Raw genomic sequence first — 17,835 nt, 5'->3', positions numbered from 1 at the left:
CGCCGTGAGACTCGCGAACCGCTTCTTCCTCGCCGCGGCGGCGGTTCTCCTGGTGGCGTATGTCGCCGCCTGGTTCCTGTTCGGCCTCGACGCGCGGGGGATCGCCGTCGAGTCGGCCGTGTTCGGCGGCATCCTGATCCTGCTCTGGCCCGCCACCCGGCTGGCGGCCCGCCGGATCGAGGCGGAGGTCGACCAGGCGCGGGAGGCCGTGGACCGCATCGCTTCCGGCGATCTCGATCCTTCCGGCACCCCGGCCGCTGCGGGACCGGTGGGTTCCCTGAACCGGGCGATCGACCGCATGGCCGGCGAGGTGCGGGACCGCGTGGCGCAGTCCGAACGCGAGTCCAGCGACCTCCGGATCCTGTTCGACGGGCTGGAGGACGGGCTCGCCTTCATCGACCGCGACGGGCTCGTGAGCCTCTGCAACCCCGCGTTCGAGCGCTGGGCGGGACGCGACGTCTCGCCGGGCGTCCGCATCGGCACGCTCTTCCGCTCCCCCCGCGTCATCCATGCGGTGAGCGCCGCGCGGCGGGGCGAGTCCACGACCGTCGAGGTCGAACTCGGCGAACATACCGTGCTGATGTCGACCCGTCCCCACCGGTCGGGCGCGGTCATCGTGCTGCACGACCTCACCGTGATGCGGCGTCTCGAAGGGGTCCGGCGCGATTTCGTCGCGAACGTGTCCCACGAACTCAAGACCCCGCTCACGAGCGTCGTCGGGTTCGCGGAGGCGCTCTCGGAGGGTGAACTCGATGCCGATCACGCGCGCGATTTCGCCCGGCGCATCCTCGTGAACGCGACGCGCATGCGACACCTCGTGGAGGACCTCCTCGACCTCTCGCTGCTCGAGTCCGGCAGTTGGAGTCCGGAGCCGCAGCCGGTGTCGGTGGGGGCCGTCGCCCTGGAGGTGTGGGAGACGCTCTCGCCGCGGGTGCGGGGAGAGGAGGTGACGCTGGACGTCTCCGGCACGCGGGAGTCCGCGTACGCCGACCCGGACGCGATCCGGCAGGTGCTGCGCAACCTCCTGGACAACGCGGCGCGCTACAGCGATGAAGACCCGAACATCGCCGTGCGGATCCGATCCGACGGGGAGTTCCAGCGCGTCGAGGTCACGGACCGGGGGCCGGGAATCCCGTCGGTGCACGTGGAGCGCGTGTTCGAACGCTTCTACCGGGTCGATCCGGCGCGTTCGCGCGCCCGCGGGGGCACCGGACTCGGACTCGCGATCGTCAAGCACTTCGTCGAGGCGCACGGGGGCGAGGTCGGCATCGACAGCGCGCTGGGCAGCGGGACGACGGTGTGGTTCACCCTTCCGGTCGCGGCGGAGATCGCCGACGAGGAGACCCTCGATGTCCCGGCCTAGCGGCTCGTGGCGGAGCCCGTCGGGCGCGCGGAGAGCGGGGGCGCTCGCGATGCTGGCGGTCCTCTCCGGCTGGGGCTGCGGGGCCGGCGGAGGCGGCGGCGCCTCGTCGCCGCTCATCGAGATCGACGGCTCGAGCACCGTGTTTCCGATCAGCCAGGCGATGGCCGAGGAGTTCCAGATCGCGGGCGGACGCGCGGTCCGCGTGTCGGTCGGCGTCTCCGGCACGGGCGGCGGGTTCCAGAGGTTCTGCAACGGCGAGACCGACATCACGAACGCGTCGCGACAGATCAACGAAGCCGAGGCGGCGGCCTGCCGGGCGGAGGGCATCGAACCGGTCGAAGTGCAGATCGCCCGGGACGGCCTCACGCTCGTCGTACACCCCTCCAACGACCGGGTCGCCTGCGTCAGCGTGGCCGAACTCCGGCGCATATGGATGCCCGGATCGGAGATCGAGAGGTGGAGCCAGCTGCACCCGGACTGGCCGGATGAGGAGCTGAAGCTGTACGGACCCGACACCGATTCGGGCACCTTCGACTACTTCACGGCCGCCGTGGTCGGCGAGGCGGGGGCGAGCCGGGGCGACTACACCGCGAGTGCCGACGACAACGTGCTCGTCGGGGGGGTGAGCGGCGATCCGGGCGCCCTCGGCTACTTCGGCTACGCGTACTTCGAGGACAACCAGGAGCAACTGCGCGCCATCGAAGTCGACGGGGGCGACGGTTGCGTCGCGCCGTCCCGCGAAACGATCCTGAACGGCACGTATACGCCGCTCGCTCGACCGATGTACATCTACATTCGGCGTGACGCGCTCGACCGGCCGGAGGTCCGGGCGTTCGTGCACTTCACCCTCGAGCAGGCGGCGACCCTGATCCCGGAGACGGGGTACATACCGCTCGAGCCGGAAGCGTATGCGGAAATCCGAGCCCGGATCGGCTAGCCGCGTCGGCGAGCGCCTGATCGGGGCGCTCCTCTTCACCTCCGGAGCGCTCTCGATCGTGGCGACGGTCGGGATCGTCGTCGTGCTGCTCACCGAGTCGCTGGGCTTCTTCGCCGAGGTATCCCCCGTCGAGTTCCTCGCGGGGACGCGATGGTCTCCGGACCTCGTGCCGCGGTCGTTCGGCATCCTCCCGCTCGTCAACGGAACCCTCCTCGTCGCTGCGGGCGCGGCGCTGATCGCGCTCCCGGTCGGACTCGCGACGGCCATCTACCTGAGCGAGTTCGCGTCGATCCGGACGAAGCGGACCGTGAAGCCGGCGCTCGAGATTCTCGCGGGGATCCCGACGGTCGTCTACGGCTACTTTGCCGTGGTCCTCGTTACACCGGTCCTCCGGACGCTCTTTCCGGGGGTCGGGGTCTTCAATGCCGCGAGCGCCGCCATCGTCGTGGGCATCATGATCCTTCCGATGGTGTCGTCGCTCTCCGAGGACGCGCTGAGCGCGGTCCCCGGCTCCCTGCGCGAGGCCGCGTACGGCGTCGGGGCCACCCGGTTCGAGGTGGCGACGCGAATCGTCGTGCCGGCGGGCCTGCCCGGCATCGCCGCCAGCTTCATCCTCGCGATCTCCCGCGCCATCGCCGAGACGATCGTCGTGACGCTGGCCGCGGGCGCGACGCCGGGGATGACGCTGGACCTGCTCCAGAGCGTCCAGACGATGACGGCCTACATCGTGCAGGTGAGCCTGGGCGACGCGCCCTCCGGGTCGATCGAATACCGGACCCTGTTCGCCGTCGGCCTCCTCCTCTTCCTCATCACGCTGGCCCTCAACCTGCTGAGCCAGCGCATGACGACGCGCTTCCGGGAGAGCTTCCGGTGAGCCCCGGGGCGCCCCGCGGCGGACGGTTCGACCCGCGCCTCGAGGCCCGCCGCCGGGCCGGGGTCCGGTTCATGTGGCTGTGCCGCCTCGCGGTGGCCTTCGGAGTCGCGTCCCTCGTCGTCCTCCTTGTGAGCCTCGCGGCGGACGGACTCCCGGCGCTCTCGTTCGAGTTCCTGGCCAGCTACCCGTCCCGCTTCCCGGAGCGGGCCGGGATCCGCTCCGCGATTCTCGGGAGCGCGTGGATGCTCGCGCTCGTGGCCGTGATGTCCTTCCCGCTCGGGGTCGGCGCCGCGCTTTACCTCGAGGAGTACGCCCCGAGGAACCGTTTCACGAGTCTCCTGAAGACGAACATCGCGAACCTCGCCAGCGTGCCCTCCATCGTGTACGGCATCCTCGGACTCGCCGTGTTCGTCCGCTTCCTGGCGCTCGAGCGGAGCCTCCTCGCGGGCGCGGCGACGCTGTCGCTGCTCGTGCTCCCGATCGTGAACATCGCCGCACGCGAGGCGATCCGCGCCGTTCCGGACTCGCTGCGGGAGGCCGCCTACGCGCTCGGCGCCACGCGCTGGCAGGCCATCCGGCACCACGTGCTCCCGGCGGCCATGCCCGGCATCCTCTCCGGCACCATCCTCGGCCTCTCGCGGGCCGGGGGAGAGACCGCCCCGCTGCTCATGATCGGGGCGCTGACGTTCATCGCGTTCGACCCGCTCTCTCCCATGGACCCCTTCACGGCCCTGCCGATCCAGATCTTCAACTGGACCACGGATCCGCGCGGGGAGTTCCATGCGCTCGCGGCAGGAGCCATTGTGGTACTGCTGGGCGTGCTGCTCATGATGAACGCGGCAGCGATTCTGATCCGCAACCGATTCGAGAGGTGACGGTGGCACCGGATGCGGTCCTCGAGACCGTCGGGCTCGGCGTTCGCTACGGCGAGACGCGGGTGATCGAGGACATCTCGCTCACGATACCGAAACGGCGGGTGGTCGCCTTCATCGGACCCTCGGGCTGCGGCAAGAGCACGCTCCTGCGCTGCTTCAACCGCATGAACGACCTCGTGCCGACGGCGCGTGTCACCGGCCAGGTCCTCTTCCGCGGCCGGGACCTCTACGCGCCGGGTGTCGAACCGGCCGATGTCCGGCGCGCCATCGGGATGGTCTTCCAGAAGCCGAACCCGTTTCCGAAGTCGATCTTCGAGAACATCGCGTTCGGCCTGCGGATCAACGGGTTCCAGGACGACATCGGCGACCGGGTGGAGGCGTCGCTCCGCGCGGCCGCGCTCTGGGACGAAGTGAACCACCGGCTCGACGCGGACGCCCTCGGGCTCTCGGCCGGACAGCAGCAGCGGCTCTGCATCGCGAGGGCGCTGGCCGTGGAACCGGAAGTTCTCCTCATGGACGAGCCTGCGAGCGCGCTCGACCCGATCGCGACGGGCCGCATGGAGGACCTCATCGGGGAGCTGCGCGGGGACTACACGATCGTGATCGTGACCCATAACATGCAGCAGGCCGCGCGCATCAGCGACGACACGGCCTTCCTCTACATGGGCGAACTCGTCGAGTACAAGGAGACGCAGCGCTTGTTCACCAATCCCGAGGACGAGCGGACCGAGGCCTACATCACGGGCCGGCAGGGCTGACGGACCGGCCGCGACGATGTCCTTCAGGCAATTCGACGACCGGGTCAGCGAAGTCACGCGGACGCTGCACCAGATGGCGCACGACATCGAGCAGCTGGTGCAGCGCGCGGTGGCGCTCGTGGGCCAGCCCACGGTCGACGCGGAGGCGATTCGGGAGGCGGACGACGCCATCGACCGGGCCGAGGTGGAGGTCGAGGAATCCACGGTGGAGATCCTCGCGCTCCACCATCCGGTGGCGAGCGACCTGCGCGTGCTCGTCACGGTCCTCAAGATCAACAACGACCTCGAGCGGATCGGCGACCACGCGGTCAACATCGCCGAAGCGGCGGAACGGCTGGCGACGGCCGAGAAGAAGGTGCCGGTCCCGCCCGAACTCGACGAGATGAGCCGCATGGCGAGGGCGATGCTGCGGGATGCGCTCGACGCGTTCGTGCACCGGAACGCGGACGCCGCACGTTCCGTCATCGCGCGCGATGACCGGTTGGACCAGCTCCAGGACTCGCTGAGCCGGGTGATGATCACCCATATGCCGGAATACAACCTGTCCGGGTGCCTGCAGGTCATCCTCATCGGCCGCAATCTGGAGCGGATCGGCGACCTCGCGACGAACATCGGGGAGGACGTCGTCTACATGGTCCAGGGAATCACGATCCGGCACCAGGAGGGCCCGCCGGATCCGGCACAGGGCGGCGCAGGACGCTGAGCCGCCGGCAGCCTGCCGCCCGTCAGGCGGAGGCGCCCCAGTGGTCGTCGACCTTGCGGCGGCGTTTCCGGACCGCCTTCAGCATCCGGCTCTGGTAGTCGATCGGGCGCTCGTCCGGCTCGGGCTCGCACAGCACGTACTCTCCCGTCGGCCGCAGCTCCCAGGCCCGCTGGTTGTCGCGAAGGGCGAAGCGCAGCGTCTTGCGGAGGCGCTTCCGGATCCGCTTGTCGCGGACGGGCAGCAGCACTTCGACGCGGTCGTCGAGGTTCCGGCGCCGCCAGTCCGCGCTCCCGATCCACACCTCGGGATCCCCGTCGTTTCCCCACCAGAAGATCCGGTCGTGCTCCAGGAATCGTCCGACGATGCTGCGCACGCGAATGTTCTCGCTGAAGCCGGGGATCCCGGGACGGAGCCGGCACTGGCCGCGGACGATGAGGTCGATCTTCACCCCGGCGGCGGACGCCGCGTAGAGGGCGCGGATCACCTTCGGGTCGTCGAGACCGTTCAGCTTCATGATCATGCGCCCCTTCCGGCCCGCCTCGACGTGGGCGATCTCGCGCTCGATCCGGGCGGTGAGGGCCCGCCGCAGGTCGCGGGGCGCGACGACGAGTTCCTCGTACTCCTGGTCGGGGGCGTACCCGGTCAGGTAGTGGAAGAGGTTCACCGCGTCGCGGCCGATCTCCGGACGCGCCGTGAGAATCCCGATGTCCGCGTAGATCTGGGCCGTCTCGGAGTTGTAGTTGCCGGTGCCGATGTGGCAGTAGGTGCGGATCTCATCCCCTTCCTCGCGGACGACGAGCGCGACCTTCGCGTGCGTCTTCAGCCCGACGAGGCCGTACGTCACGTTGACGCCCGCCTCCTCCAGCACGGAGGCCCACTCCATGTTGTCGGCCTCGTCGAAGCGGGCCGTGACCTCCACGAGCACGGCGACCGCCTTGCCGGCCTCGGCCGCCCGGACGAGCGCGGCGATAATCCGCGAGTGCTCCGCCGTCCGGTAGAGCGTCTGCTTGATGGCCACGACCGCGGGGTCCGCGGCGGCCTCCTCGATGAACCGCTGCACCGTCGCGGTGAAGGACTCGTACGGGTGGTGCACCATGAGGTCGCCCGCCCGGATCACCGTGAAGATGTCGGGACGGTCCTCCGTCTCGCCCTCGCGGATCAGGCGCGGCGGGATCATCGGCTCCCACGGTTCGTGCCGATGCTCCCACGGACCCTCGGCCGCGATCTGCCAGAAGCCCGACATCTCGAGCAGGCCCGGGATCTCGTACAGGTCCTCCTCGTCCAGCTCGAGCTGGCGAACGAGGAACTGTCGCACGTCGTCGGGCATGCCCGGCTCCACCTCGAGACGAACGACGCGCGCGAAGCGCCGCTCGCGAAGCTCCTCCGAGATCATCTGCAGGAGGTCGTCAGCCACCTCCTCGTCCCGGGCCACATCCGCGTTGCGGGTGACGCGGAAGAGGGAGGCGCTCTCGATCTTCATCCCCCGGAAGAGTTCGCCCGCGAAGTGCCGCACGACCTGCTCGACGGGGACCACGTGCCCGCTCTCCGGGAGTTCGACCCAGCGCAGCGCCGTGGGGATCTTCACCCGGGCGAAGTGGCGGGTCCGGCGTTCCGGGTGCTCGAGCATCAGGGCTAGCGAGAGGCTCATGTTGGAGAGGAAGGGGAACGGGTGTCCCGGATCGACGGCCAGCGGCGTGAGGATCGGGTAAATTCTATCCGCGAACACGCGGCGCACGTGCTCGCGTTCCTCCTCGCTCAGATCCTCGAAGTCGCGAACGGCGATGTCGAGTTCCGCCGCGAGGCGCGGCCGGAGTTCCTCCTCCCAGACCTGCGCCAGCCGGGTCCGCATGGTGCGGACGCCCTCACGCACAAGATCCAGTTGTTCCGCGGGACCCCGGCCGTCCGGCGATGGCTTCACCACACCCGCGCCGAGCACGCGCTTGAGGCCGCCGACCTGCTTCATCACGAATTCGTCGAGGTTGTTCTCCGTGATGGCGAGGAAACGGAGCCGCTCCAGCAGCGGGGTCCGCTCGTCCATGGCCTGGTAGAGCACGCGCCAGTTGAAATCCAGCCAACTGAGTTCCGCGTTGAAATAGAGCGACGGGTGGTTCGGCTTCGCGCCGTCCGGGACGGGCTTCGGTGCTACGGCCCGCGGGAGAACCGGGACGCCCCTCACGCGGTGGCCGAACTCCGGACCGGGCGGACGGGGAATGGAGTCGGCGTCGCGCTCCGGGGCCGGCGCGGTCTCGGCGAGCGGCGGCGCCTCGCGCGTCGGGGAGGGGTTCACGGCTGCGGAGCGGGACGACGCCGTCGGAGAAACTCCACCCGGACTGCGGCTGCCGCGATGAAGCCTCGGGCGGCGCGAAATCTCGTTCGAGTCGGACGACATGCGGCTCTCCCGGCCCCTCTCTCCTGGTCACCTCGCCCGCCATTTGCGGACGCAGGGCCTGTAACATAAGCCCTGCGCCGCCTTTTCCGCTCGTTTTGGACGTGGCGGCCGGGATGTCTCAGTCGGAGGAGAGGTCGAAGGTGACGTACGGTTCGAGGCCGAAGATACGGGCGAAGAGCTTCCCCTTCTTGCGCAGCGCCCACTGCTCGAGGAGCAGACGTCCCCTCCGCTCGAGACGCAGTTCGAGCCGGTGTTCGTGCACCCGCGCCTCGACGCTGTGCACCCGCTGGAGGTGCTCGCGGTCGAGGGAATCCGCGATGCGAAGGAGGGCGGCGAGCCTCTCCACCCGCCGGCGGTCGCGAGAGTTCAGATCGCGGTAGAGGTAGTGGCCGCGGCGCGGTTCGGCGCGCCGGTGGTAGCGCGCCACGAGGGCGACGAGAGGGAGTTCGTTCGGCGCGATCCCCGGGATCTCGCTGTGATGGATCAGGTAGAGCGAGTGCTTGTGGTGCTTCGCGTAGGAGATGTGCTGCCCGATGTCGTGCAGCATCGCGCCCGCCAGCAGGATCCGCCGGTCGCGCGGTTCTAGGCCGTGGACCTCGGCGAGCTGATCGAACAGGGAGACGGCCAGCGCCGCCACGTGTCGCCCGTGGTCCTCGTCGAAGAGGTATCTGCGCCCGAGCGTGAGCGCCCCCTCGTGGACGATCCGCTCCAGCCGTCCGAAACCGGCCCCGCTCGTCAGCTCGTCGACGAGGTCGAAGAGCACCCCCTCCTTCACGCCGACCCCGGGGACGAGGATCTGCTCCGCTCCCGCGAGTTCGGCGACGCGGTCGTACACGATCGCGGCGGGGAGAATCACATCGGCCCGGTCCTCGCGCAGACCCAGCCGTCCGATGCGCTGGCTGTAGGAGAGGTGGGAGAATTCCTCGATCGCCATGGCAAGCTCCGCCCGCGTGATGCGGCGGGTCCCGTCGGCCGCGCGGTGGCCCGCGAGGCGGGCGAGTTCCTCGATATTGCCGCCGGTGGCGATCAGCTGGACCGGCGTCCAGTGCTTGCTCGCGTGCGGAATGCGGAGGGTGGCGGCGTACTCCGCGAGCAGATTCGCGAAGTGCGCGGGAGCATCGTCGGCCCCCGTGAGTTCCTCGAGCAGCCGCACCGATCCCATCCGGTGCGACTCGCTCCACATGATTCCGGAGCGGTCCGCCAGCGAGACTTCCACGCTCCCGCCGCCGAGATCCACGAGCATCCACTTGGAGTCGCCGAAGTCGATCCGCCGCTTCGCGGACGTCCACACGAATCGCGCCTCATCCGTACCGGAGATGAGGTCGAGCCGGATCCCCGCTTCCTCTTTCACGCGGCGGACGAGATCCTCGCCGTTTCGGCTCTCCCGAACCGCGCTCGTGGCCACGGCGCGCACGTGCTCGATGCCCAGGCGGTCGATCTCCTCCCGGAAGCGCCGGAACCCCTCGACGGTCCGGTCGATGGCGGAGGGCGACGGCTCGCCGGTGAGGAAGGCCGAATGTCCCAGCCGGACCGGGACCCGCTCCGAGGCCAGTTCGATGAAGTGGTTCGGATCGCCGAACTCGGCCGCGATGAAGCGGAACGCGTTCGATCCCACATCGATGGCGGCGACGCGCAGCGGGAACGGGAGCGGTTCCCGACCGTCGGCGGTCTCGCGTGGCAGGGGTGGCGTCGTGCGCTGCATCCTCCAACGTACCCGAATCGGTGGCGGCGCGCCCCACCCCGGTCCGCTTCTACCGCCGCCCCCCGGCGGGAGGCATCTTGGTACTTCACGATCAAGATGCCGGAGGTTCCGAATGTCTTCCATCACTTCAGCGGCGACTGCATCCCGACGCTTCCGACTCGCCCGCTGCGCGGGCGTCCTGCTCGTCTTCCTGGCCTCCCCGGCGCCGGCCGCGGGCCAGAGCGAGACGATCGCCTTCACCGGCGCCTCGGTGATCGATCCGGGGACCTCCGGCGTCCTCTCGAACGCGACGGTCGTGGTGCGGGACGGGGTCATCGTCTCCGTGGAGGAGGGGGGCGAGGCGCCCGCCGCGGCGCGGGCGATCGACCTCGCCGGCCGTTTCCTCGTCCCAGGCCTCATCGACGCGCATGTCCACATCGGGACGCTCGAGGCGGCCCGCCGGGCGCTCCGCTCCGGAGTCACGACGGCGCGCAGCATGGGGGCGGGGTTCTTCGCCGATGTCGGCCTGCGGGAACTCTTCCGGCGCGGGGGCCTGGAGGGGCCGGAGATCCTCGCCGCGGGCTACCATGTGCGGCCCCGTCCGGCGGAGGGACTCTTCCTCGATGAGCCGGGGCTCGGCGATCTCCTCGGACGCGATGTGCGCGGCCCCGAGGCCATGGGACGGGTGGCGCGCGCGATGCTCGATCGCGGCGTGGATTTCGTCAAGGTCAACGCGACCGAACGCGCGGGCCTGCCGGAGACCGACCCCCGCAAGCCGTTCTTCACGGAGGCCGAACTGTCGGCGCTGGTGGCCGAAGCGGCGGAAGGCGGCGTCCCGGTGGCCGCGCACGCGCACGGAGACCGCGGCGGCCGGGCGGCGGTCGCGGCGGGCGTGCGGAGCATCGAGCACGGGACGTACCTGCGCGACGAAACGCTCCGCCTCATGCGGGAGCGGGGCACCTACCTGGTGCCGACGATCGCCGTCGTGTCGGATCTCACCGTCCCCGGCGGCGACTACGACGACCCGGTGCTCCAGGTGCGCGGACGACACATGCTGCCGCGGGTCCGGGAGACGGCAGCGGCCGCCCACGCGCTCGGGGTGCCGATCGTCGCCGCCACGGACACGGGTTACGGATCCGAGAGCGTCCTGCGGATGAGCCACGAACTCATGGAGTTCACAGGAATAGGAATGAGCGAGATCGAGGCGATCCGGTCCGCGACCACCGTCGCCGCGGAATTGCTCGGCATCGCGGATCGGACGGGGCGCGTGGCCCCCGGTTTCGAGGCGGACCTCCTCGTCCTCGACCGGAACCCGCTCGACGACATCGGCCAGTACCAGGATGTGCTGTTCGTCATGAGCGACGGGACCATCGCCCTCGACCGGCTCGACTTCCGCGCCGATGCGGTCGGGGGCCGGCGCGTGCCGGAGACGGATTGGCGATGAGCGAGATCGGACAACTGGGGTACCTGGCGCTCCTCGCCCTGCTGGCTCCCTTCGGGGCGCACCGGCTGCGCCTGCTCTGGCTGCGGATGCGCCGGCCCGCCCGGGCGGAGGCGCCTGCCTGGGAGGGGGCGCTTCCGGTCGTCACGGTGCAGCTGCCGGTCTTCAACGAAGCGAACGTTGTCGAACGGCTCATCGACGCGGCCTGCCGCCTGCGCTATCCCGCCGACCGGCTCGAGATCCAGCTGCTCGACGACTCGGACGACGACACGGTGGCGATCGCGGCACGGCGGGTGCGCGAGTGGCGGGCGCGCGGGATCGACATCCGGCACGTGCGCCGGGGGACCCGCGAGGGGTTCAAGGCCGGCGCCCTCGCTCACGGCGTATCCCTCGCCCGCGGCGACTTCCTGCTCGTGCTGGACGCGGACTTCGTTCCGCCCCCGGAGCTGCTTCGGGAGCTGCTCCCCCCCTTCATGGACCCCGGGGTGGGGGCCGTGCAGGCGGCCTGGGACCACCTCTCACCCGACGCGAGCTGGCTCACGCGGGCACAGGCGCTCTTCCTCGACGCGCACTTCGCGATCGAGCACGAAGCGCGATACCGCGCCGGCCTCTTCTTCAACTTCAACGGTTCCGGCGGAATGTGGCGCAAGGCGTGCGTACAGGCGGCCGGAGGCTGGCAGAGCGACACCCTGACCGAGGACGTCGACCTCAGCTACCGCGCCCAACTCGCGGGCTGGCGATTCGTGTACCGGGACGACGTCCGGGTCCCCGCCGAGCTGCCGGCGAGCCTGCGCGCGGTGGAGATCCAGCAGAGCCGGTGGACGCAGGGCGGCATCCAGAGCGCGAAGAAGCTCCTGCCGCGGATCTGGCGCGCTCCCGTCCCGGCGGCGATCAAGTTCGAGGCGACGGCCCATCTCGCGGGACACGTCGTTCATCCGTTGACGCTCACGATGGCGGCGGCGCTCGCGGCGGCCGGGTGGGCGACGGCGACCGGCTTCGGTCTCCCCACCGCCGTGCACGTGGCGGCCGTGCTCCTCGCCACGGTCCCGTTCGTGCTCTTCTACGGCTCCGCCGGGTGGATCCGCGCGCGAGGACGGCTGGGACGCCGCATCGTCGAAGCGCTGCTCCTCGGGCTGGGGCTCGGCGTGCCGCTCACCTTCGCCGTGGCGCGGGCCTGCCTCGGGACCCGGACCCCCTTCGCCCGCACGCCGAAACGCGGTTTCCACCCCGTCGTCGCGTATCGCGCCCGGCTCTCGGGCGCGCCGGCGCTTCTCCGCCTCGTGCTCGCCGCCGCGCTCGCCGGAGCCGTCGTGAACACGGCGCTCGCCGGATCACCCGCCGTCCTCCCCTTCACCGCGCTCTTCGCCGCGGGCTACGCGCTCACGACGCACGAGTCCCTGCGGAACCCCTCCCTGACGCCCGCCGCGCCGGCCGCGTAAGCCGCGCCGGCCGCGCAGGCCGTCCCAGAGCAGGAGGGCCAGCGGCGGCCCGTGGATCAGCCACACCAGCCACGCGGGCTCCGGCCACGCCCCCGTGGCGAGGTAGGCATCCCTCCCGGCGTACGCGAGGAACACCGTCCCGCTGAACAGGAGCCACCCCCGATTCGCCGAGAGACACGCGAATGGGAGCACCCAGAGCAGATACCACGGGTGGAGGGTCGGTGAGAGGAGGAGGGCGGCTCCGATCGTCCACAGGAGGGCGCGCTCCAGCGGCCAGCGGCGGAGCGCGGCGCGCAACGCGATGGCGCCGACGATCGACGCGCCGATCCACTTCGCGAGATCCGGATGCCCCGGCAGCCGCTCGAGCACCCGGTAGAGGCCGCCGTTGAACGCCCAGATGTCCGCGTAGGTTCGCAGGCCGTCGAAGAGGGCCGGCCCCGCGCCGATGTAGGGCAGGTAGAGCAGGAGGGGCACGAGGACGCCGGCGGCGAGGGCCCCGGCGCCGCGCAACCGGAAGAGCGCCGGGAGCGCGGCGAGAGGGGCGAACTTCAGCGCCCCGCCGAGCCCCAGCAGGGCCCCGGACCGCCACGCCGGGACCGCCGCGCTGCCGGCCAGCGCGACGGCGCCCAGCATGGGCGCGACGCCTAGCGGATCCAGGTGCCCGCTCCAGGCCACTTCGACGATGACGAGCGGAGACCAGAGCCAGAGGAGGAGCGGGAGCGCGCTCCGCCCGGACGAAAGCCGGTCGATGAGCCGGGCCACCAGCAGATCGGCCGCCAGCCACCCCAGCTTGAAGATCCACCACGCGGGGCCCGCCGCGGCCAGGAGCGCGAACACGATCTGGGCCCCCGGCGGATAGATCGTGGGGACGTCCGCGTGATTGATGAGCGGCCACCATGCGGTGCGCAGTTCCTCGAGCGCGGACGCCGAGGGGGGGTGCGCGTAGGGATTCACTCCGTTGGACTGAACCCAGCCGTCCCAGATGTAGCGGTAGATGTCCTCGGAGAGGGTCGGCGACGCGGGGAAGACGCCCGCCCGGAGGGCGATCCCGGCGGTCCATGCGTGCCGGCGAATCGATGCCGCCCGGTGGGGCGCGACGGCGTAACCGACCGCCCCGAGATGGGCCGCGAACGCCACGACCCACAGCGGAATTGCCGGCCACGGCGTGCCGGATCCACCCCAGGCCATTCCCCAGAGCGCCGCCGCCTGGACGGCCACCAGGAGCCAGAGCCGGCCTGCGCCGGCGTCAGCGGGCGAACCCGCCGGGGTCACCGCCGAGCCGAACCGAAGAGCTGTTGCAACATGGGCTCAGGAAATTCGATGGCCCGCTCGATGACGAGTTCCACCGTCTCTTCCATGATCACCGGAGCCGTGTCGTGCTTCTCGTCGTCGAGCCTGAAGGAGAGCCAGCCCCGCACGAGATCCTCGGCGACCGGTTCGGCGACGACCACGATCTGCCACCGGCGTTCCCCGTCGTCGAGGCTGCCGATGGCCGTCTCCTGACCTGCTTCGTCCCACATCCGCAATTGGGGGCGTCCTTCGTCCGCCATTCAATCGGTCTCCGGGGCCTCCCCCTCCTCGGAACGCTGCCGCCACAGGCCCATCAGGTACTCCTCGTACTCCTCGGGGGCGGCTTCGTAGTCGCGGCGCCAGGTCTCGAAATCGGGCAGCGGCACGCTCTCCCGCAGTCGCTTGGTCGCGAGTCGGACCTTCGTTTGGAACCCCAGGCGCTCCTGACCGGAGGTCTGCGCCCGGGCTTCCTCCTCCACGAGTTCGTAGATGCGCTCTTCGGAAAGGGAGAGGAATACTTCGGTGAGTTGAGCCGAGCAGTAGTCCGCGTACTTGGCCCGCAGTACGCCTTCGTCGGACTCCGATTCCCTCTCGGCATCCCGACGGGGCTCTGGAAGCTCCGCATCGGAGGACACGGCTATATCCGGCTCGCAATCGCTGGCCAACCCCTCACCTCCCCGCTCACCAACTCCCTGCGCGATTTAGCCCCGGGGGGGACGGGCGTCAACGGCGGCGGTTTCTCTCAGCGGTGTCTCGAGGCGGGGGTTCTGAGTTCTTCGAAGATGATGCGGCGGGCCAGAACGTACTGTATGGCTCGCTCAAGGAACTCCGGATCTCGCTGGCGCACGGCCTCCACATCCGCAGCAAGCTCCTTCGGAAGATCCACGGCGACGTTGACGAGGCTACAGTCGGATGATGCCATCATGGTCAAGGACACACTCGCAAAAAATTCGAGGGTTTCGCGCTTTGTATCGGAACGGACCCCGGAGGTCCGCGGCTATCGGGGGCCGTGCTTTTCCCGTCGCGCCATGAGGATAGGATCGACGCTCCCGCTCCTGCAAGCGGACGACCCATCCGCTCCCGGATCGGAGGGTTGTGTAATGAGCTCGTAACAGGCTGTTTTATTGTGTGTTACGTGACTGTTGAATGATCGTCCAAAACTCCCGATCATGTGTGGATTGTGTCGCGGATCCACTTCGCCGCCGCGCGGCTCCCGTGCCGCGTTTTTGCCCGTTACATGCGGCGATGAACGGGCTGCGACGACGGCTCGAAGGGATCGGGTCGCGCATGATTTTTTTCAAAAAATATGGATTGCCGCCGATGCGCGGCGCGCCTGCCGGATGCTTCGCCGTTGGGGGTTTGGCGGGCCGTGCCGGAGGGGGCTCGACCGTGCGACCGGGGGGGCGGGTGGCTATGCTGTGCGTTCCAACTTCCGCGGGGTGACGGAGGCGGGGGGATGGCCCCCGCGACGGACGGAAACGGAGGGACGCGAGTGACGGATTCCGCGCCTGGCGCGTTGATTCTCGGCGCCTCGAGCGGCTTTGGCGAAGCGGCTGCGCTGGCCTTCGCCGAAGCGGGTTACGACATCTACGGGGTGCACCTGGACCGGCGCGCCGGACTCGCGCACGTCGCGGAGATCCGGGAGCTGATCGAGTCGCGCGGACGGCGCGCGGCGTTCTTCAACGTGAACGCGGCCTCCGCGAAGAAGCGCGACAGGGTCCTGGACGAAATCGCGGAGAGCGCGGGCCCGGGCTCCGTGCGCGTGCTGATGCACTCCCTGGCCTTCGGAACGCTGCGCCCCTTCGTGCCCGACGGCGCTCCCGGGATGAGCCCCGAGCAGATGAACATGACGCTGGACGTCATGGCCCATACGCTCGTCTACTGGACCCAGGGCCTGCTCGAGCGCGACCTGATGGGCGAAGGCGGCCGGATCTTCGCCATGACCTCCTCCGGCGGCGACCGCGTGATCCCCTCCTACGGGGCCGTCTCCGCGGCCAAGGCCGCGCTCGAATCGCACTGCCGCCAACTCGCGCTCGAACTCGCGACGCAGGGCATCACCGTCAACTCGATCCGGGCCGGCGTGACGGATACGCCCGCGCTCCGCAAGATCCCCGGCGCGGAACACATGATCGCCGAAGCCGCAGCCCAGAACCCCCACGGGCGGCTCGGAACCCCGGAGGACGTGGCGCGCTGCATGGTCGCGCTCGCCCGGCCGGAAACGGGGTGGATGACGGGGAACACGATCCGCGTGGACGGGGGCGAGGACTTCGTCGGCTCCCGGCCGCCCGGGGACTGACGCGCGTGGACGCCCGGCGACTGGCCGGACCGGCGGCGGAGGTGGCCCGCGAGATCGTCTCCGACGAGGTGGATTACTGGCGGCGCGAGGTCACCCGACCCTGGCGGACGGGACGGCCCGGGCGCTGGGCGGAGGTCGGCCGCTGGATCGGGACGGGCCTCGCGGTGGGCGCGGCGGTGTGGGGCGTGATCGCCGCGGTGCAGGCGGAGCGCCTCCGGGACTAGCGGCCCGTCGTGGCGGCCGAGGCGCCCTGCGCGGCGCCTCGCGTCAGTTTCCGGGCAGGTTGATGACGATCTCGATCCGGCGGTTCCGCGCGCGTCCTTCCTCCGTCTCGTTGCTCGCGATCGGGCGTTCCTCGCCGAGGCCGGTCGCCTCGACCCGCGAGGATGGAATGGGCACCCGCGCGAGCAGGTGCTCGCGCACGGCGATGGCCCGCCGCTGACTCAGCGCCTGATTCCCGCGCGTCCCGCCCTGCGAGTCGGTGTGCCCCTCGATTCTCAGGCTCGCCCCGGGAAAGGTCGTGATGACGCGCTGCACCTTCGTGAGCAGGGGATACAGCGCCTCGTCGATCTCGGCCTGCGCGGGCTCGAAGGTGAGGCCGAAGAGCCGGAGGACGAGCCGGTCCCCGACGAGCAGGACTTCCCCTTCCAAAGGCGTGAAGAGGCCCTGGACCTCGCGCAGCCGCGCCTCCCGCTCGCGCACCGCGAGCAGTTCGTCCCGGGCTCCCGTGAAACGCCGCTCGAAGTCGGCCAGCCGGGCCTCCAGCGAGGCCAGCCGGCTGTCGAGTTCCGAAGCCCGCGCCCGTTCGTCGGCCAGCTCGACGCCCAGCCGCTCGTTGTCCGCCCGGAGGCGGGAGATGGCTCCCGCGATGCGCGCGGTCGTCTCGCCGGCGTCGCCCCGGAGGGGTTCCACGTCCGCAGCTTCGGCAAGGCGAGCCAGGTCCGCCTCATGCTCGTCGATCAGTCGTTCGACCGTCACATGGCGCCGGCGCACGCTGTCGAACAGGGCGGCGATGCGGTGCGCGCGGGTGAAGGCGGCGAGCGCCGCTTCTCCGGCCCGCGCCGGCCCCTCCACCGGAGCGAGGTCCTCGATCTCCGCCTCCGCTCTCGCCAGGTGCGCCTCGCCCACCCCGAAGGCACTCGGGGACAACTCGCTCGCGCCGGCGTTCATGGCGGCGGTTCGCGCCTGCATCGCCGCTCCCAGAAACTGGTCGCGCCGCGCCGCACGCGTCGCCCGCCGGTAGAGCACCGTCGCGCGGTCCGCCCGCACGGCGACGTCTTCCATGTCCTCGCGTTCCAGCCGCCGGCCGGCCGTCTCCAGTTCGTTCTCGGCTCTCGCCCACCCTTCGGCCGCCCGCGTCCCGGCCTCGGAGGCGCGGGCTTCCTCCCGGGCCGCGAGCACCGTCATGAAGTGCGGCCGGCCCGCCTCCGCGATCCGCTCCGCCGCTTCGAGCCAGCGTCCGGCCTCGTCCAGCAACTCCTCGAACCGGGCGTCCTGCCGGCCACCTCTCAGGCGCCGCGACGCGTCCTCCACCCGGTCCGCGGCCTCCTCGAACGAAGAGGGCGCGAGGAGGTGGATCGCGCCCTCGCGCGCCTGGCCGAGGCGGGCTTCGAGGGCCTGCAGCGAGGCGGCGCCCTCCTGCGCGGCGGCGACACCGGGACAGAGGAGGCATGACGCGACCGCGGCGGCCGCGACGAGTCTTCCGAGCCTGACAAACGTCATGTCTTCCGTAATCATCCACTCCACGATACGAAGGGCACGGGGCACCTTTCAATCTCACTCCCGGGCC

Annotated in this window: 17 protein-coding genes; 10 read left to right on the top strand and 7 right to left on the bottom strand. The window is 70.5% G+C overall.

The annotated features are described in order from the left end of the window. Window positions 1–4 precede the first annotated feature (4 nt). Genes ACQY5G_RS05775 through phoU form a run of 6 tightly spaced genes read left to right on the top strand, consistent with a single transcriptional unit; the run spans window position 5 to window position 5,510 of the window. Entirely contained in the window at window positions 5–1,363 is a 1,359-nt protein-coding gene (locus ACQY5G_RS05775; protein ID WP_428277867.1) for a HAMP domain-containing sensor histidine kinase, read from the top strand. Next, complete coding sequence (locus tag ACQY5G_RS05770; protein ID WP_428277865.1) at window positions 1,350–2,300, top strand: PstS family phosphate ABC transporter substrate-binding protein; 951 nt, start codon at window positions 1,350–1,352, stop codon at window positions 2,298–2,300. Before ACQY5G_RS05775 ends, ACQY5G_RS05770 begins: the two co-directional genes overlap by 14 nt. Then, a complete protein-coding gene (gene pstC / locus ACQY5G_RS05765) occupies window positions 2,272–3,174 on the top strand; it encodes a phosphate ABC transporter permease subunit PstC (RefSeq protein ID WP_428277863.1) in 903 nt (300 codons plus the stop codon). The genes ACQY5G_RS05770 and pstC overlap by 29 nt, the downstream gene beginning before the upstream one ends. After that, entirely contained in the window at window positions 3,171–4,049 is an 879-nt protein-coding gene (gene pstA, locus ACQY5G_RS05760; protein WP_428277861.1) for a phosphate ABC transporter permease PstA, read from the top strand. The genes pstC and pstA overlap by 4 nt, the downstream gene beginning before the upstream one ends. A 2-nt stretch (window positions 4,050–4,051) precedes the next feature. After that, window positions 4,052–4,807, top strand: a complete 756-nt coding sequence (pstB, locus tag ACQY5G_RS05755; RefSeq protein WP_428277859.1) for a phosphate ABC transporter ATP-binding protein PstB — start codon at window positions 4,052–4,054, stop codon at window positions 4,805–4,807. Between the two features lie 16 nt (window positions 4,808–4,823). Further along, a complete protein-coding gene (phoU, locus tag ACQY5G_RS05750) occupies window positions 4,824–5,510 on the top strand; it encodes a phosphate signaling complex protein PhoU (RefSeq protein WP_428277857.1) in 687 nt (228 codons plus the stop codon). A 22-nt stretch (window positions 5,511–5,532) separates the two neighbouring features. On the opposite strand, the gene ppk1 is transcribed toward phoU, so the two are convergent. Further along, complete coding sequence (gene ppk1 / locus ACQY5G_RS05745) at window positions 5,533–7,797, bottom strand: polyphosphate kinase 1 (RefSeq protein WP_428277855.1); 2,265 nt, start codon at window positions 7,795–7,797, stop codon at window positions 5,533–5,535. Between the two features lie 220 nt (window positions 7,798–8,017). After that, on the bottom strand, window positions 8,018–9,601 hold the full coding sequence (locus ACQY5G_RS05740) for an HD domain-containing protein (protein WP_428277853.1): 1,584 nt from the start codon (window positions 9,599–9,601) through the stop codon (window positions 8,018–8,020). 112 nt (window positions 9,602–9,713) lie between these two features. Here ACQY5G_RS05740 and ACQY5G_RS05735 point away from each other — a divergent pair, with 112 nt between their 5' ends. Together ACQY5G_RS05735 and ACQY5G_RS05730 are read left to right on the top strand one after the other, a co-directional pair. Then, window positions 9,714–11,024 carry an amidohydrolase family protein gene (locus ACQY5G_RS05735; protein ID WP_428277851.1) on the top strand — a complete coding sequence of 437 codons (1,311 nt, stop codon included), beginning with the start codon at window positions 9,714–9,716 and terminating at the stop codon, window positions 11,022–11,024. Continuing rightward, window positions 11,021–12,460 (top strand): glycosyltransferase, encoded by a 1,440-nt coding sequence (locus ACQY5G_RS05730; RefSeq protein WP_428277849.1) that lies wholly within the window; start codon window positions 11,021–11,023, stop codon window positions 12,458–12,460. Before ACQY5G_RS05735 ends, ACQY5G_RS05730 begins: the two co-directional genes overlap by 4 nt. Here the strand turns inward: ACQY5G_RS05730 and ACQY5G_RS05725 are convergent. The 4 genes from ACQY5G_RS05725 to ACQY5G_RS05710 all read right to left on the bottom strand — a co-directional run bounded on the left by ACQY5G_RS05725 (window position 12,353) and on the right by ACQY5G_RS05710 (window position 14,681). Further along, on the bottom strand, window positions 12,353–13,732 hold the full coding sequence (locus ACQY5G_RS05725) for a glycosyltransferase 87 family protein (protein ID WP_428277847.1): 1,380 nt from the start codon (window positions 13,730–13,732) through the stop codon (window positions 12,353–12,355). The two genes, ACQY5G_RS05730 and ACQY5G_RS05725, sit on opposite strands and share 108 nt — an antisense overlap. After that, window positions 13,729–14,010 (bottom strand): hypothetical protein, encoded by a 282-nt coding sequence (locus ACQY5G_RS05720; protein ID WP_428277845.1) that lies wholly within the window; start codon window positions 14,008–14,010, stop codon window positions 13,729–13,731. The genes ACQY5G_RS05725 and ACQY5G_RS05720 overlap by 4 nt, the downstream gene beginning before the upstream one ends. After that, complete coding sequence (locus ACQY5G_RS05715; RefSeq protein ID WP_428277843.1) at window positions 14,011–14,385, bottom strand: hypothetical protein; 375 nt, start codon at window positions 14,383–14,385, stop codon at window positions 14,011–14,013. A gap of 107 nt (window positions 14,386–14,492) precedes the next feature. Next, window positions 14,493–14,681 (bottom strand): hypothetical protein, encoded by a 189-nt coding sequence (locus tag ACQY5G_RS05710; protein WP_428277841.1) that lies wholly within the window; start codon window positions 14,679–14,681, stop codon window positions 14,493–14,495. Between the two features lie 561 nt (window positions 14,682–15,242). On the opposite strand from ACQY5G_RS05710, the gene ACQY5G_RS05705 reads away from it, so the two are divergent. Further along, a complete protein-coding gene (locus tag ACQY5G_RS05705; protein WP_428277839.1) occupies window positions 15,243–16,046 on the top strand; it encodes an SDR family oxidoreductase in 804 nt (267 codons plus the stop codon). A 5-nt stretch (window positions 16,047–16,051) separates the two neighbouring features. Continuing rightward, window positions 16,052–16,270, top strand: a complete 219-nt coding sequence (locus tag ACQY5G_RS05700; RefSeq protein ID WP_428277837.1) for a hypothetical protein — start codon at window positions 16,052–16,054, stop codon at window positions 16,268–16,270. Between the two features lie 43 nt (window positions 16,271–16,313). Here ACQY5G_RS05700 and ACQY5G_RS05695 read toward each other — a convergent pair whose 3' ends face one another. Beyond that, window positions 16,314–17,768 carry an OmpA family protein gene (locus ACQY5G_RS05695; RefSeq protein ID WP_428277835.1) on the bottom strand — a complete coding sequence of 485 codons (1,455 nt, stop codon included), beginning with the start codon at window positions 17,766–17,768 and terminating at the stop codon, window positions 16,314–16,316. Between the last annotated feature and the right edge of the window lie 67 nt (window positions 17,769–17,835).

Source organism: Candidatus Palauibacter sp. (assembly GCF_965261555.1).
Classification (GTDB): Bacteria; Gemmatimonadota; Gemmatimonadetes; order Palauibacterales; family Palauibacteraceae; genus Palauibacter.
This window is presented reverse-complemented; position numbering and strand designations above follow the sequence as displayed.

Bases quoted from the DNA above. Each gene is read 5' to 3' on its own strand.
- ACQY5G_RS05770 (WP_428277865.1), top strand. From the start codon at position 1,350: ATGTCCCGGCCTAGCGGCTCGTGGCGGAGCCCGTCGGGCGCGCGGAGA.
- pstC (WP_428277863.1), top strand. From the start codon at position 2,272: ATGCGGAAATCCGAGCCCGGATCGGCTAGCCGCGTCGGCGAGCGCCTG.
- phoU (WP_428277857.1), top strand. From the start codon at position 4,824: ATGTCCTTCAGGCAATTCGACGACCGGGTCAGCGAAGTCACGCGGACG.
- ACQY5G_RS05740 (WP_428277853.1), bottom strand. From the start codon at position 9,601: ATGCAGCGCACGACGCCACCCCTGCCACGCGAGACCGCCGACGGTCGG.
- ACQY5G_RS05735 (WP_428277851.1), top strand. From the start codon at position 9,714: ATGTCTTCCATCACTTCAGCGGCGACTGCATCCCGACGCTTCCGACTC.
- ACQY5G_RS05730 (WP_428277849.1), top strand. From the start codon at position 11,021: ATGAGCGAGATCGGACAACTGGGGTACCTGGCGCTCCTCGCCCTGCTG.
- ACQY5G_RS05720 (WP_428277845.1), bottom strand. From the start codon at position 14,010: ATGGCGGACGAAGGACGCCCCCAATTGCGGATGTGGGACGAAGCAGGT.
- ACQY5G_RS05695 (WP_428277835.1), bottom strand. From the start codon at position 17,768: ATGACGTTTGTCAGGCTCGGAAGACTCGTCGCGGCCGCCGCGGTCGCG.